Source organism: Serratia sp. 25CWL12 (assembly GCF_055790885.1).
Window position 1 is genome coordinate 4,356,059 of sequence record NZ_CM147698.1, and the last position, 15,166, is coordinate 4,371,224.

At 48.5% G+C, this 15,166-nt stretch carries 11 protein-coding genes; 7 read left to right on the top strand and 4 right to left on the bottom strand.

All coding sequences use genetic code 11. The features are described 5' to 3' along the window. Positions 1-118: 118 nt before the first annotated feature. The 3 genes from ACX9GV_RS18950 to ACX9GV_RS18960 all read left to right on the top strand — a co-directional run bounded on the left by ACX9GV_RS18950 (position 119) and on the right by ACX9GV_RS18960 (position 4,833). Positions 119-1,318, top strand: coding sequence for a BaiN/RdsA family NAD(P)/FAD-dependent oxidoreductase (locus ACX9GV_RS18950; protein WP_473196539.1), 1,200 nt, complete (start codon positions 119-121; stop codon positions 1,316-1,318). Between the two features lie 830 nt (positions 1,319-2,148). Next, positions 2,149-4,113: a UvrD-helicase domain-containing protein gene (locus ACX9GV_RS18955; protein WP_473196540.1), complete on the top strand. Its 1,965-nt coding sequence runs from the start codon at positions 2,149-2,151 to the stop codon at positions 4,111-4,113. Between the two features lie 417 nt (positions 4,114-4,530). Then, on the top strand, positions 4,531-4,833 hold the full coding sequence (locus tag ACX9GV_RS18960) for a hypothetical protein (RefSeq protein ID WP_473196541.1): 303 nt from the start codon (positions 4,531-4,533) through the stop codon (positions 4,831-4,833). A gap of 138 nt (positions 4,834-4,971) precedes the next feature. On the opposite strand, the gene ACX9GV_RS18965 is transcribed toward ACX9GV_RS18960, so the two are convergent. From ACX9GV_RS18965 to ACX9GV_RS18975, 3 genes are all read right to left on the bottom strand, one after another. Next, the gene (locus ACX9GV_RS18965; protein ID WP_473196542.1) at positions 4,972-6,171 is read right to left on the bottom strand and encodes a M20 metallopeptidase family protein; all 1,200 of its coding nucleotides are present in this window, start codon (positions 6,169-6,171) and stop codon (positions 4,972-4,974) included. Between the two features lie 245 nt (positions 6,172-6,416). After that, positions 6,417-6,854, bottom strand: coding sequence for a type II toxin-antitoxin system HicB family antitoxin (locus ACX9GV_RS18970; protein WP_037385471.1), 438 nt, complete (start codon positions 6,852-6,854; stop codon positions 6,417-6,419). A 24-nt stretch (positions 6,855-6,878) separates the two neighbouring features. Further along, positions 6,879-7,061, bottom strand: a complete 183-nt coding sequence (locus tag ACX9GV_RS18975) for a type II toxin-antitoxin system HicA family toxin (RefSeq protein ID WP_037385474.1) — start codon at positions 7,059-7,061, stop codon at positions 6,879-6,881. Between the two features lie 263 nt (positions 7,062-7,324). Here ACX9GV_RS18975 and ACX9GV_RS18980 point away from each other — a divergent pair, with 263 nt between their 5' ends. Further along, positions 7,325-8,020, top strand: coding sequence for a pirin family protein (locus ACX9GV_RS18980; RefSeq protein ID WP_473196543.1), 696 nt, complete (start codon positions 7,325-7,327; stop codon positions 8,018-8,020). 44 nt (positions 8,021-8,064) lie between these two features. On the opposite strand, the gene gntR is transcribed toward ACX9GV_RS18980, so the two are convergent. Further along, positions 8,065-9,060: a gluconate operon transcriptional repressor GntR gene (gene gntR, locus ACX9GV_RS18985; RefSeq protein WP_473196544.1), complete on the bottom strand. Its 996-nt coding sequence runs from the start codon at positions 9,058-9,060 to the stop codon at positions 8,065-8,067. A 385-nt stretch (positions 9,061-9,445) separates the two neighbouring features. Between gntR and asd the strand changes: the two genes are divergently transcribed. The 3 genes from asd to glgX all read left to right on the top strand — a co-directional run bounded on the left by asd (position 9,446) and on the right by glgX (position 15,159). After that, complete coding sequence (gene asd, locus ACX9GV_RS18990; protein ID WP_473196545.1) at positions 9,446-10,549, top strand: aspartate-semialdehyde dehydrogenase; 1,104 nt, start codon at positions 9,446-9,448, stop codon at positions 10,547-10,549. 423 nt (positions 10,550-10,972) lie between these two features. Then, positions 10,973-13,156, top strand: coding sequence for a 1,4-alpha-glucan branching protein GlgB (glgB, locus tag ACX9GV_RS18995; protein ID WP_023489088.1), 2,184 nt, complete (start codon positions 10,973-10,975; stop codon positions 13,154-13,156). Then, the gene (gene glgX / locus ACX9GV_RS19000) at positions 13,156-15,159 is read left to right on the top strand and encodes a glycogen debranching protein GlgX (RefSeq protein WP_473196546.1); all 2,004 of its coding nucleotides are present in this window, start codon (positions 13,156-13,158) and stop codon (positions 15,157-15,159) included. The genes glgB and glgX overlap by 1 nt, the downstream gene beginning before the upstream one ends. Positions 15,160-15,166 lie beyond the last annotated feature (7 nt).

A 15,166-nucleotide genomic window follows, 5' to 3' on the forward strand; every position in this document is an offset into this window, starting at 1 on the left:
GCTTTTTACCTGGGGTAACATTTTCTTGTTCTTCCGTTGGCTTGCTCTATCGATACCTTTACAATCGATCCCATTGAGTTAGCGCGGTGCTGGCAGTGAAACAACAAAAGAGGCTTCGGTGGAACAATTTGATGTGGTAATCATTGGCGCGGGAGCCGCAGGCATGTTTTGTGCTGCTCAGGCCGGGCAACTGGGTCGCCGGGTGCTGCTGCTGGATAACGGCAAAAAACCAGGCCGCAAGATCCTGATGTCCGGTGGAGGGCGATGCAATTTTACCAATATGTATACGGAGCCCGCTGCCTATCTTTCAAATAATCCCCATTTTTGTAAATCCGCATTGGCACGTTATACCCAGTGGGATTTTATCGATCTGATTAATCGCTATGGCATTGCTTACCATGAAAAAACACTGGGGCAACTGTTTTGCGATGATTCTGCACAGCAGGTTGTTGATCTGCTGCTAAAAGAGTGTGAACTCGGTCAGGTGACGATCCGCTTACGCAGTGAAGTCCTGAGTATTAAACAGGGAGAGAGCGGATTTGAGCTAGCAACCAATAATGGTGATGTGAGCACTCACTCACTTGTTGTGGCCACCGGGGGACTTTCGATGCCAGGGTTAGGGGCGTCGCCATTCGGTTACCAACTGGCTGAACAGTTTGGTTTAAACGTACTCCCTACCCGAGCTGGGTTGGTCCCCTTTACCTTGCATAAACCGCTACTGGAGCAATCTCAAGTGCTTTCCGGCGTCTCGCTGCCTGCGCTGATCACGGCAGACAATGGCACCCAGTTTCGTGAAAGCATTCTGTTTACCCATCGGGGGCTTTCTGGCCCCGCCGTCTTGCAAGTTTCCAGCTATTGGCAACCCGGTGAGTATGTGAGTGTTAACTTACTTCCTACACTGGATCTGGTGGCGGTTTTGCATGAACAACGACAAGCCCATCCCAACCAGAGCCTGAAAAATACACTGGCGCTACATCTGCCCAAGCGTCTGGTGGAGTTTCTGCAAACACTGGGGCAATTGCCGGATGTCACATTAAAACAACTGACTCCGGCACAGCAGACAGCCGTGATTGAAAACCTGCAAAATTGGCGCATACAACCCAATGGAACGGAAGGTTATCGTACTGCGGAAGTGACATTAGGTGGCGTAGATACCAAGGAGTTGTCTTCCAAAACCATGGAGGCAAACAAGGTGCCCGGGCTCTATTTTATCGGTGAAGTGGTGGATGTAACAGGGTGGCTAGGGGGCTATAACTTCCAATGGGCCTGGAGTTCTGCCTGGGCTTGTGCACAGGCTTTGGCTGCTGCGCAGAGATAATAACGTTTTCTTTATGGTTAACCTCACGGGTTGATGATTCTCATTTGGCTGAAGCTAACCTAGATCAACGCTCATAAAACCCAGATTATGGTGACGTTTATTCCATCAATTTATCGAGAGTCCCCTGGTTGTTAACGCTGCTCAGGGGCAGTCAATCTTTAACCAAAAATCACGATAGATGAGTTATGCAGACAAAGATTTCTGAATAAAACTCAACTATTGCGACCTTCTATAGAGTAAATTCCGATATTCCCCTCTGGTTTGTTAAGTTAATATTAAGTTTTACCAGCCCATCATTAATGTTATCTCTGCTTATCAATGAGTCAATTTGATTGATAATTTATCCATCACTAATAGAAAGATGGATTAGTGTTTTACGTAATTCTATTCGTGATTAAGTAAAAATTTATAGGGGATCATCTAATATATTATGTCGGCTGAATTGATAAATATGCCCTTCTATATCCTATAATGATTTTTTTATTTTTTTGAATTTAAATGCTGTTTTTATTTGTTTTACTATATTTTTATTCTGATTTTAGTTTGAAATTAAATTGTCACTGTCGCATTTTCTTTATTTTCTCATTTTATTTCGTGGGTATTATTTTTCACTTAAAAATAGATAATGGCTAATATTTCATAAGAATGATTTAGCTGGGTTATTAATGGCACCATTAAGGTTGATGCGATATCGGGTTTCCTTTCACGAAGTTAATATCATCGAAAATTAAAATTTATCTCTGTGTAAGTCGTCTTTTCGACCGATATCCCTATTGGCTCAATTCGTAGAATTATTCTTTTTTTCTTTTTCGCTCTTGGGAATAACTGCCATGAAAATTTATCTGTACCATAACCTCAATCCGAACCAAATCCCCGGATATGACAAGTTTGTGCAGGCTATCACGGCAGATAATTTTACCCAGGCTGACGTGCGGAAAATTGATACCAACCTCTATCGTGCGCGGCTCAATATACGCGACCGATTACTTTTTTCGTTTTATCGCTACAACCATGAAACGGTTTGCCTGGTGCTGGAGTACCTCCCCAATCACGCCTACCACACCTCACGCTTTATTCGCCAACAGGTGGTGATTGATGAAGAGCGCCTGCAGCCAGTACTGAATCCCGACGAGGTGGAGCCTGAACCGATGGCTTACATCAATGTGACACCGGGCCGATTCTATCGGCTAGATAAAATGTTGTCGTTTGATGATGATCAGCAAGCGTTGTTTGAACATCCTCTACCTTTGGTGATTGTGGGTTCCGCAGGTAGTGGTAAAACGGCATTGGTGCTGGAGAAAATGAAGCAGGCGACGGGGGAGATCCTTTATCTCAGCCTCTCTTCTTTTCTGGTTGAGAAGGCGCGGACACTTTACCGGGCCAGTGGCGAAGAAAATGAATTGCAACAGGTGGATTTTCTCTCCTTGCGTGAGTTTCTGGAGATGCTGAGTGTTCCAGAGGGAAAAGAGGTGACCTTCAATGCGTTTAATTCCTGGTTGCCGCGCAATAAAGTAACGGCCTCTTTGGGGTCGGCGCATACTCTGTTTGAAGAGTTTCGTGGTGTGATTGGCGCTTCGGTATCAGAACAGGGGCCTTTGAGTCGTGAAGCCTATCTGGCATTGGGGATCAAGCAATCTCTTTATCCTGTAGAGGCTCGGGGCGAAGTCTATGTGCTGTTTGAACGCTATGTTGCTTGGTTGAAACAATCTCGGCAGTACGATACCAACCTGCTCAGCCACCAATACTTATCACGTGCAACGCCGAGCTACGATTTTATCTTTATCGATGAAATTCAGGATATGACGCCTATCCAGTTGTTTCTGATACTAAAAACATTACGTACTGCTAACCAGTTTCTGCTCTGTGGTGATGCCAATCAGGTGGTTCATCCCAATTTTTTCTCTTGGAGCAAACTCAAAAGTCTGTTCTTCCAGCATCATCAGGGGAGTGATGCGGGTATCCGGATTTTACAAGCGAACTACCGCAACGCGCCACATGTCACCAACCTGGCTAATCGTCTACTGCAGCTTAAACAAACCCGGTTCGGTGCCATTGACAGAGAGAGTCATTATGTTGTCAAAAGTGGTGGTCAGACTGAGGGCTTTGTCTCCCTGTTAGAAGATAAAAACAGTGTAAAGAAGGAGTTAAACGAAAAAACGGCACGTTCAGCTAACGTGGCCGTTGTGGTGATGCACCCAGAGCAAAAAGAGTTGGCTAGGCGCTGGTTTAAAACTCCGCTGGTGTTCTCGGTTCAAGAAGTCAAAGGGTTGGAATATGAAACGGTGATTTTATTTAACTTGGTGAGCGAAGCCAGCAAGGTGTTCGATGATATCTGTCAGGGTGTCTCTGTTGAGGACCTTGAAGGAGAAGCGCGGCGTTATGCGCGCCCACGTGACAAACAGGATCGCTCAGCGGAAATTTACAAATTCTTTATCAATGCATTGTACGTTGCCATTACTCGAGCTACCCACAATGTTTATCTGGTGGAGCAACGTATACAGCATCCGCTGTGGTCATTACTGGCACTTTCTCACAGTACCAAGGCTGAGGAGCTGCGCGAAGAGTCGTCAAGTTTGGATGAATGGCAAGAGGCTGCCCGTCAATTGGAACGCCAGGGTAAGCAAGAACAAGCCGATGCGATCCGCGAGCAGATAACACAGCAGCAGGGTGTTTCCTGGCAGGTTATTGATCCGGTGATGGTCGGTCTGGGCCAGTGGCCACAACCGATTATTGCAGAGAGCAGCAATAAAGCCTCAACATTACAGGCTGTCAACAGCGATTTAACGCTGGCATAGTTTTGACCTATAACGTTTATGGATGACACCCCAAGGCGACTAGGGACCAAAGCGACGTAAGCAGCAGATAAAATTTATGTATTTTAAAATGCTCTATCTGGGGTGTTCTACATTCCAACGTCATTTTTCCGATGTATGGTATCGCTAATTTTTAATATGTTAGCGAATCAGACTTCAACATCGATACTGGCAGCAACGACAAGGCGAGCTTGCTGAATGGGTACCCCGGCAGATTTGTTGCTCCCTCACGGTCACATGGCTGATCATGCCGCGGGCTTCTCATCATTGCGGTCTATTTGCATATGCTGATATTGGTGCAATGTGACTTAAATCAAAAAATGATCTCAGAAACGATTTACTATTGAACAGGGTCTATTATTGATTATGTTCAATTACGTTTAGACGAGGAGTGCTGTGATGCCATGGGGTCATGAAATTCAACAGGCAATTAATTTGTTAGAGGGATGTCAGCACCATAATGCAGACCATCTTCCTTGTCCTGCTAGGGGCGACCAGCCAGGAGCAGTGGGTACCTGCGCAGAAAAAATCATGCCGCTGATCATCTTGATTAATGCCTTCGCTGATGTACTGCCGCAGCATCAGGAGTTACATCGTGTAGGTATGAAGCTGGAGGAGAAGGGGTTGATTAAGAAACTGGAGCCGGGGGAGAGTTATAGCCAAAATGCGTTGAATTATTTGAGTGCTTTGGTTGAGTCTTAGGCCGCTAGCGATAGATCTTGATGGCGCAATTAAAAGTCAAGAATATCAATTATTCGAGTAGAAACCCAAGGCCTCGTCTTGCGTAAACAGCAATCGTTGTGTTGTCATTTCTCGGTAGCGTGAGTGACGACGGCATGATCATGGTATTTCATCAACAGCGGCTGCGGTCAGATTACCGGTTTGCTGTGCCAATTGTAGATAGTAACGTACCCCGGCAATCATCGCCCGTTCGTCAGGTGAGAAGCTGGTGTTATGTAGTGCCGCATTATTAGCTCCCGCTTCGCCGACACCGAGCCAGGCAAAACAGACTGGGGCAATCTGCTGATATTCTGAAAAATCCTCTCCCACTGACATGGGTAAGGCGGCTAGGTGAAATGCCTCTGCCCCCAATGCTAGGCGAGCTGCACGACCTGCCAACTCGCAAAGTTGCGGATCGTTATTGATGGCGCTGTAATCCCACTCATCGAAGCGGATATCGCACTTACAGCGATAAGCCTGTGCGGTGGAATGACAAATACGGGTCATTGCAGTGCGCAGATGCTCGCGGACCTGTGGTGTGAAACTGCGGGTCGTTCCACACAGGCTGGCGCTATCGGGTAGGCGAGCCGTGGAGCCATCACCACATAACAGGCTACACAGAGAAACGACGGCGGCGTCACGCGGGTCTATTTCACGCGCGACGATGCTCTGCAAAGCACCCACTACCGCAGCTGAGGCGACAATCGGGTCGATAGAGAGCTGTGGCATCGAGCTATGTCCCCCTCGGCCTGTAATTTCAATATGAAAAGTATCGCGGTTGGCAGTGGCAATGCCCGGTTTAATCTCGATCTGGCCACTGGGTAGATTTGGCTGCAGATGCAGGGCAAAGAACATCTGAGCTTGGTCCAAACAGCCAGAATCTACCAGCTCTTTGGCACCCCCTGGTGACATCTCCTCCCCACGTTGGAAGATAAAGATCACCTCACCAGCAAGTTGGTCTCTCAGTTGCGAAAGCAGCGCTGCGGCACCCAGTAGCATGGCGCTGTGCCCATCGTGGCCGCAGGCGTGCATGACACCAGGTTGTTGTGAGTCAAAATCACGGTGGTTTTGTTCTACTACGGGTAAGGCATCGATATCAGCCCGCAAGGCAATGGTTGGCCCAGGGTGTTTGCCACGCAGATAAGCGACGACGCCTGTGGGGGCCGGTGTCGTAATATCTATGCCATCGAAAGTGGCCAGTTGTTCGATCAGATAACCGGTTGTCCAGTGTTCCTGGTGAGAGAGTTCTGGGTGACGATGCAAGTCACGGCGCCAACCAATTACCCTTTTTTCTGTTGCTTTCCAGTCAAGTGTCATCATGGTCTATACCTGATTAATCTCCCCGAACGGGGTTTCTTTTTCTCTAAAACCGGGGTCGTTCAACAGGACAAATTTTTACGCCATAGCCAATAAAATCGCTTGTAAATAAAAATGATAATCATTACTATCTTTGGTGTTCAGAGACAATATTACTGTCTGATACTGTCTTCTTGAATGCAAGGCATTGCTCACATTGCTTCCCGTGTTTACTTAGCCAGCCCAAGTGCTGGCTTTTTTTTGATAAGCTATTTCACATTGAGCTCATGCCTTGCTGCTTCCGCTAAGAAGTGACTCCGATCACGGTAAGTTGCTTGATTATCCCGAATATAGTAATCAATGCGCTTAATGAGTACGTCAGGAAGTGCAATATTAATACGCTGTTGTTTTCCTTCAAAAGAGGATAAATCAACATCTATAACAAACCATGTATCGTAATCAAGATACTCAGGATTAGCAGAATAGAGCATAAACCCCCCATCCTTAATATCGCTAACTGAATGTTTTCCGCTTAATATCATATCCTCTACCGTCAGCAAGATAGCTTCTCTTGCCATGACTGCGATATCTTCCTGAGAATCAGCAGCCGAGAAACATCCATAATCATAAGCAGAAAATGCCGGAACAATCATACCGTATGCGGTTTTTTCATCTTTTGGTGTTTCTACACCTACTGAAAATAACATATCAACCTCCAAAGTCGGCGGGGATCAGATCCCCGCCATTTTTTTGATCGAGCTAACAGTGCCAAGAGGTAAGTCTTTTTTCGGGTGTGGAACAGGAAATGTTTTTCCTGTAATAGGCGACCACCATATTTGATGGCTCCCTCCATTATGCCGTTTAAGTTCACAACCAGCAGCCATTAGCTCTTTTATCAGGTCAGTAGATTTCATGTTTCCTCCTAACCTAATAATCAATATACACACGCATACACACAATGCAAGTTGTACACGATTTTATCGTACTGAAAAGGGGTCAACAATGCATATTCTCTACAAACTTTGAGATAGCTCTAGCCACTTCATTGTTGGTTAACAAACGGTTAACATTTCCCATCAAAACTACATCTAATTTTTTGAATGTATCTGTGCGCTTTTTGCACTTTTATATTTCAATTCCAGCGCTATTCTATAGAAAATGTTGCGGAGAATTGAATATGATTTATTTACGTAAAGGCGCAGATCGCGGTCATGCTAATCATGGTTGGCTGGACAGTTGGCACACCTTTTCATTTGCTAACTATTATGACCCAAATTTTATGGGGTTTTCAGCGTTACGAGTGATCAATGAGGATGTGATCGACGCAGGCCAGGGGTTTGGCACTCACCCCCATAATGATATGGAGATCCTGACTTACGTACTGAGCGGTACGGTAGAGCACCAGGATAGTATGGGTAACAAAGAGCAGATTCATGCTGGCGAGTTTCAGGTGATGAGCGCGGGTACCGGCATCCGCCACTCAGAGTACAATGCCAGCTCTGAAAACCCATTGCATCTCTACCAGATCTGGATTATTCCTAATCAGATGGGGTTGCAGCCACGTTATGAACAGCGCCTGTTCGATGAACCTCAGGGGCGACAATTAATTCTGTCGCCGGATGCGCGCGAGGGTTCACTGAAAGTCTTCCAGGATATGACATTGTCGCGCTGGCGGCTGAAAAAAGATCAGCAGTCAGTCTATTCAATGCCGGCTGAACGACGTGTTTGGGTCCAGGTAGTGTATGGCAATGTATCGATTAACGGCCAGCAAGCCGCTACCAGCGATGCGTTTGCAATATGGGACGAAACAACATTGTCGATTGATGCCGCTGAAGACAGTGAGATCCTGTTGTTTGATTTGCCACCCGTTTAGTGGTCGGTGCGTGAGCGCATTGAAGTAATAGCCTGGCGTTGAGCTTAGATGCTACCACCAGGAGCCACCGTGAAACCCACATCCACCATGCGGGGGGAAACGCTCTCTCCTCGCAACCGGGCTAACAGGCGCTCCGCGGCAATTTTTCCCATTTGCTCACGGGGCGTCAGTACACTGGCCAGTTTGGGCATCATCACCTGACCGATGTCATGCCCATGGAAACCGGCAATCGCCATATCTTGCGGAATTGACAACCCCTGACGTTGGCATTCAAATGCGGCACCGATAGCCAGGTCATCATTGGTACAAAAAATACTGTCGATTTGCGGATAGTCCCGCTGTGCTTCCCGTAGCATCTCACCCCCAGCAGAGTAAGAAGAGGAACGATCACTCATGATGCTGTAGGCTTCAAGGCCAGATTCACGCATCGCTTGCTCGTAGCCTTGTTGCTTGATGATAGTCCGTTCATCTTGACGCGCGCCGAAGTACACCACATGACGATGACCGCGGACGATGATTTGCTGCGTCATCTGGCGTGCCGCTTCAAAGTTATTGAACCCTACTGCCAGATCGATGCAAGGTGAGACGCAGTCCATCAATTCCACCACTGGGACGCCTGCGACTTCGATCATCTTTAGGGTCCGGGCGGTATGGTGGCGTTCAGATAGAATCAGGCCATCAATATTATAAGAAAACAACGAGGTCAGGCGCTCTTCTTCCCGCTCAGGTAAATAGCCGTAGTGTGCCAGCATGGTCTGGTAGTTATGTGCATCAGTCACGCTCTCGATGCCACGTAACACTTCAGCAAATACCTGGTTGGTTAATGAGGGGAGCAATACACCAATCGCACGGCTGGTGGCGTTGGAAAGAATATCTGGCGCTCGGTTGGGAATATAGCCAAGTTGGTCCAATGCGCGGGCAATTTTTTGCTGCAAAGCGGCAGAAACCTGATCGGGATGACGCAAATAACGGCTCACCGTCATTTTGGTCACACCAACCTGATCTGCAACATCTTGAAGCACTGGCCGTTTTTTCTTCATTATCAATGGACTGGCTAAACGTAAGTGGGGTATCAGTTTAGCAAAAAAAATGGTCTATCGGTACGTGGATGTTGCAGACGGCATAAAAGCTGGTCTCCTTTTTGGGAGTCATGACTCTTGGACAGGGTTAAGCTGGGGATGATCATTAGCAGCATTACTTGGAAGCGCGGGTTTATTGAATAAATTCACTTTGCGCCTGCGCCAACATTTTGTAAGGTGAATGACAGTAAATTTTATTCACAGAGTTGTTCGCGGCCAGCGCATGCAGTGCAAAGTACGGGCTGGCATGCTTCCTGCTGTTTGGATAACGCTGGGTATTATTCTATTTTTTGCTTTTCCCTGACAGGGGTTGAGCATAGTCATCCTCCAAGGCAGGACTGTAAATATGAAAAACGTTGGTTTCGTTGGTTGGCGCGGCATGGTGGGTTCCGTACTTATGCAGCGCATGATGCAAGAGCGCGATTTTGATGCTATTCGCCCGGTATTTTTCTCCACTTCACAGCATGGTGATGCCGCTCCGGCATTCGGTGGTCAACAGGGTACGCTGCAAGATGCCTATGATGTGGAGGCATTAAGTGCACTCGACATTATTATTACTTGCCAGGGGGGGGATTATACCAATCAAGTCTACCCGGAACTGCGTGCAATCGGCTGGCAAGGCTACTGGGTCGATGCGGCTTCTTCACTGCGGATGAAAGATGATGCCATTATCATTCTTGACCCCGTTAACCATGAGGTGATTCAACAAGGGTTGAATCAAGGTATCAAAACCTTTGTAGGGGGAAACTGTACGGTCAGCCTGATGCTGATGTCGTTGGGCGGCCTGTTTGCCAATAATCTGGTGGATTGGGTCTCGGTGGCGACTTATCAGGCGGCATCGGGTGGTGGGGCGCGGCATATGCGTGAACTATTGACTCAGATGGGGATGTTACACGCAGATGTGGCAAAAGAGCTGCAGAACCCAGCCTCAGCAATCCTGGATATTGAACGCAAGGTGACGGAGGCAACTCGCTCCGGCAAATTACCGACCGATAATTTTGGTGTGCCTTTGGCGGGCAGCTTGATCCCGTGGATTGATAAGCAACTGGAGAATGGTCAGAGCCGTGAAGAGTGGAAAGGTCAGGCGGAAACCAACAAAATCCTCAATACCTCTAGCATTATCCCGGTTGATGGTCTGTGTGTGCGCGTTGGTGCACTGCGTTGCCATAGCCAGGCATTTACGCTGAAACTGAAGAAAGATGTCCCGCTGGCTGAAATTGAGCAATTGCTGGCGAACCATAACGACTGGGTTCGGGTGGTCCCGAATGATCGCGAACTGACGATGCGTGAACTGACACCTGCAGCGGTGACGGGCACACTGAATACACCAGTTGGCCGACTGCGCAAACTGAACATGGGGCCGGAGTACCTTTCGGCGTTTACCGTTGGTGACCAGCTGTTGTGGGGGGCTGCGGAGCCGTTGCGCCGTATGCTGCGCATTTTGCTATAACGGTATTGAGTACCACTGGGTAGATAATAATCAATTTTACGAGGGTTGTGTTCTTTCAACCCTCTAAACTCTTTTTTCCCACTTTTCCATTCGTGATAGCGCCTATGACGTTGGGCTGGTCGCTTCCCAAGCGCGGCTCACAGCATGAATTTCCCACACAAAAAAAATCCTTCATCTGGCGGCAATATTTTTGGCGGATATTGTCTATGCTTAACGGGTTGGCAGATGACTTCTAAAATAATGTTGAAGTTTTGTCCGAAAAATAAGCATAAAAAGCGAAACTATGATTTGGCCGTGAATGGATTTATCAATAACCGACCGAAATCACGCTTTAAGTAGCAAATGAATTGCATGATAGACGTATTGGCTGCTTTTTAAACGTAGCGCCCAAAAAGTCATGCTGTTAAATAAAGGAAGAATAACATGTCTGTACTTCCCGAACGTGACCTGATTAATCAGATCATTTCTGGTCACTATGCCGACCCTTTTTCACTACTTGGTATGCATGTTACTGCGAATGGGTTGCAAGTTTGTGCCCTGTTTCCTGATGCTAGCGCCGTGTGGCTGATAGAGAGCAAAACAGGTAAACGTTTAGTTCAACTTAATTGTGAAGATGAACGCGGTTTTTTCAGTGCTATCGTGCCGCGCCGTAAAAACCCTTTCCGTTATCAGTTTGAAGTCAGTTGGCATGATCATCAGCAAATTGTCGAAGATCCCTATCGTTTTGGCACCTTGTTGCAGGATATTGACAGTTGGCTGTTGGCTGAAGGAACCCATTTGCGGCCTTATGAACGTTTGGGGGCACATCCAGACCAGTTGGATGAGGTTGAAGGTGTCAGTTTCGCGGTCTGGGCGCCGAATGCACAACGAGTTTCGGTAGTCGGGGAGTTTAACTTCTGGGATGGCCGCCGACACCCGATGCGCTTACGCAGGGAAAATGGCATTTGGGAGCTTTTTTTACCCGATGTCAGGGTTGGGCAACTGTATAAATATGAGCTTATTGACTGTTACGGTAATGTTCAGCTGAAATCCGACCCTTATGCTTTTGAGGCGCAGATGCGGCCAGACACCGCTTCTTTGATTTCGCCGTTGCCTTCGGTGGTGGAAAATAGCCCTGAGCGGGGCAGAGCCAACAATTTTGACCGCCCTATCTCTATTTATGAAGTTCATCTCGGCTCCTGGCGTCGTCACTCCGATAATAATTTCTGGCTCAGCTATCAAGAATTGGCTGAGCAGTTAATCCCTTATGTTAAAGCGATGGGGTTCACCCATATTGAGCTGTTGCCGATCAACGAACACCCATTCGATGGGAGTTGGGGCTATCAGCCTCTTGGTTTGTACGCGCCCACCCGGCGTTTCGGTACGCCATCGGAGTTTAAAGCTTTTGTGGCGGCGGCCCATGAGGCGGGGATTAATGTGATCCTTGATTGGGTTCCTGGGCATTTCCCTTCTGATACCCACGGCTTGGCGAATTTTGACGGTACTGCACTGTACGAATATGCCGACCCGCGCGAAGGGTTTCATCAGGACTGGAACACCTTGATTTACAACTATGGTCGTCATGAAGTGCGTAACTATCTGTCTGGTAATGCATTTTATTGGCTGGAACGCTTTGGCATTGATGCTTTGCGCGTCGATGCGGTGGCATCGATGATTTATCGTGACTACAGCCGTGCGGACGGTGAGTGGGTGCCGAACTACTTTGGCGGTAAAGAGAATCTGGAAGCGATCTCTTTCCTGCGTTACACCAACCAGACGTTGGGTAAAGAGCGCCCAGGGGCGGTGACCTTGGCGGAAGAGTCAACGGATTATCCCGGTGTCACACTACCACCGGAGGCTAACGGTCTGGGGTTCCATTACAAATGGGATCTGGGCTGGATGCACGATACGTTGAGCTATATGAAGCTTGACCCGGTACATCGTAAATACCATCACAACATGATGACTTTCGGCATGCTTTACGCTTATACCGAAAACTTTGTGTTGCCGATCTCCCATGATGAAGTGGTGCATGGTAAGGGTTCGATCCTCGATCGGATGCCGGGGGATGCCTGGCAGAAGTTTGCTAACTTGCGGGCCTATTACGGTTTTATGTGGGCACATCCCGGCAAGAAACTGCTGTTTATGGGCAGTGAATTTGCTCAGGGGCGTGAATGGAATTTTGATAGCAGCCTGGATTGGCATCTGCTGGAAGGGGACGACAGTTGGCACCATGGTGTTCAACGGTTGGTGCGTGACCTAAACCATTGCTATCAGCACAATCCGCCATTGTATCAACAAGATTATCAGCCTGCGGGTTTTGAATGGCTGGTGGTGGATGATCATGAAAATTCGGTATTTGCCTTTGCGCGCTATGACTCGCAGGGGAACGAGCTGATCGCCATCAGTAATTTTACACCGGTCCCTCGTCATCACTATCGCATCGGTATTTCCCGTCCAGGGGAATATCAGGAGATCCTGAATACCGACTCTTATCATTATCACGGTAGCAATACCGGTAATCAGGGGCGGGTGGTCTCAGAACCGGTCAACAGCCATGGTCGTGAGCACTCGATCATGGTTATGGTGCCGCCATTGGCGACGGTTTACCTGAGGCGGGAGTCTTAATGATGGATCTGATGCCGGGTCTTGCTGCGCCCTTAGGGGCTTATTATGACGGTAATGGCATCAATTTTACCTTGTTTTCCGCCCATGCCACAGGGGTTGAGCTTTGTCTGTTCGATGAGCAGCATCGTGAGACGCGGATACCACTGCCCGCGCGCAGCGGGGATATTTGGCATGGGTATCTGCCAGGGGGGAGGCCGGGGTTACGTTATGGCTACCGGGTTCATGGGCCATTTAAGCCGCAACAAGGGTTGCGGTTTAATGCCAACAAGCTGTTGCTTGACCCCGCCGCCCGATCAGTAGAAGGACCTGTCGCTGATCACCCCTATCTGCATGGCGGTCATGATCTGCCCGACCCACACGATAGTGCTGCATTGATGCCAAAGTGCATCGTGATCGACGAAAGTTATGACTGGCAAGATGATCGTCCACCCGTCACGCCTTGGAGCAAAACGGTGCTTTATGAAGCCCATGTCAGAGGGTTGACGTTATTGCATCCGCAGATCCCAGAAGAGTTGCGCGGCAGTTTTGCCGCCCTGGGTCACCCGGTAATGATCAACTACTTCAAGCGATTGGGGATCACCGCGCTTGAACTGTTGCCGATACAGCAGCACACCACGGAACCCCGTCTACAACGCATGGAGCTGACCAACTACTGGGGATATAACGTGCTGGCGCCTTACGCACCAAACAATCGTTATTGCAGTTTGAGCAGCAAGATGACGCCGCTGCGTGAATTTCGCGATGCGGTAAAAGCACTGCACAAAGCCGGGATAGAAGTGATTCTGGATGTGGTGTTTAACCATAGTGCAGAACTGGATGCTTATGGGCCCACCTTGTCGTTTCGCGGCATTGATAACCTGAGTTATTACTGGCTCACCGCCGATGGCGATTTCGAGAACGTCACGGGTTGCGGCAATACGTTGCGTTTGGATCAGCCTGCCGGTGTGGCCTGGGTGATGGATTGCCTGCGTTTTTGGGTGCGTGAATGTCATGTGGATGGTTTTCGCTTTGATCTCGGTACGGTGTTGGGGCGTATCCCTGAGTTTGAGCGGGATGCACCACTGTTTCAGGCGATGCTGGCAGACGATACGCTGGGTCGTTGTAAGTTGATTGCTGAACCTTGGGATATCGGGCCGGAAGGGTATCAGCTTGGGGCGTTTCCTGGTCGGTTTGCCGAGTGGAATGACCATTTTCGTGATGATATTCGCAGCTTCTGGTTGAAAAACGATCGGCCACTGGGGCAGTTTGCCCAACGTTTTGCCGCTTCCAGCGACATATTTGATCTGCGTGGGCGCGCGCCTTATGCCTGCATCAATCTGCTGGCGGCTCATGATGGTTTTACGCTGCGCGATGCGGTGAGTTTTAACCACAAGCATAATCAACTTAATGGTGAGAACAACCGTGATGGCCATGACTATAACTTTAGTAATAATCATGGGGTTGAAGGCAATGGTGTCGAAGGCCTGATTGCCGACCAAGCTGTTTTACAGCGCCGTAGAAATAGCCAACGCGTGCTGCTTGCCACGTTGTTGCTGGCCCAGGGAACACCGATGCTGTTGGCGGGCGATGAGCATGGTCATAGTCAGCAGGGGAATAACAATGCGTATTGTCAGGATAACGCTATCACTTGGCTCGATTGGGCCAAAGCAGATGATTCTCTTACTGAATACACCGCGGCCTTGATCCGCTTGCGCCAGCAGATCCCCGCTTTGCAGGGGGGAACCTGGTGGCAGGAGGGGGACGGTAACGTACAGTGGTTAAACGCACAAGGCCAACCACTGACGGTGCAAGAGTGGGAAGACCTGGACGGGCAGCATATACAGATCCTCCTTTCACAACATTGGTTGCTGCTGATTAACGCGACAGCGCAAGCTGTGGAGATGACTCTCCCTGAGGGGGATTGGCAGCCAGTTCCCCCTTTCACGCAGGAATATTCATTGGTTGATTTACCCTCTTGGTGCCAGGTTGCGCATTCTCTTTGTGTGCTGGCAAGGAAAAATTAAAAGGAGT

Bases quoted from the DNA above. Each gene is read 5' to 3' on its own strand.
- ACX9GV_RS18955 (WP_473196540.1), top strand. From the start codon at position 2,149: ATGAAAATTTATCTGTACCATAACCTCAATCCGAACCAAATCCCCGGA.
- ACX9GV_RS18960 (WP_473196541.1), top strand. From the start codon at position 4,531: ATGCCATGGGGTCATGAAATTCAACAGGCAATTAATTTGTTAGAGGGA.
- ACX9GV_RS18965 (WP_473196542.1), bottom strand. From the start codon at position 6,171: ATGATGACACTTGACTGGAAAGCAACAGAAAAAAGGGTAATTGGTTGG.
- ACX9GV_RS18970 (WP_037385471.1), bottom strand. From the start codon at position 6,854: ATGTTATTTTCAGTAGGTGTAGAAACACCAAAAGATGAAAAAACCGCA.
- ACX9GV_RS18975 (WP_037385474.1), bottom strand. From the start codon at position 7,061: ATGAAATCTACTGACCTGATAAAAGAGCTAATGGCTGCTGGTTGTGAA.
- ACX9GV_RS18980 (WP_473196543.1), top strand. From the start codon at position 7,325: ATGATTTATTTACGTAAAGGCGCAGATCGCGGTCATGCTAATCATGGT.
- gntR (WP_473196544.1), bottom strand. From the start codon at position 9,060: ATGAAGAAAAAACGGCCAGTGCTTCAAGATGTTGCAGATCAGGTTGGT.
- asd (WP_473196545.1), top strand. From the start codon at position 9,446: ATGAAAAACGTTGGTTTCGTTGGTTGGCGCGGCATGGTGGGTTCCGTA.
- glgB (WP_023489088.1), top strand. From the start codon at position 10,973: ATGTCTGTACTTCCCGAACGTGACCTGATTAATCAGATCATTTCTGGT.
- glgX (WP_473196546.1), top strand. From the start codon at position 13,156: ATGATGGATCTGATGCCGGGTCTTGCTGCGCCCTTAGGGGCTTATTAT.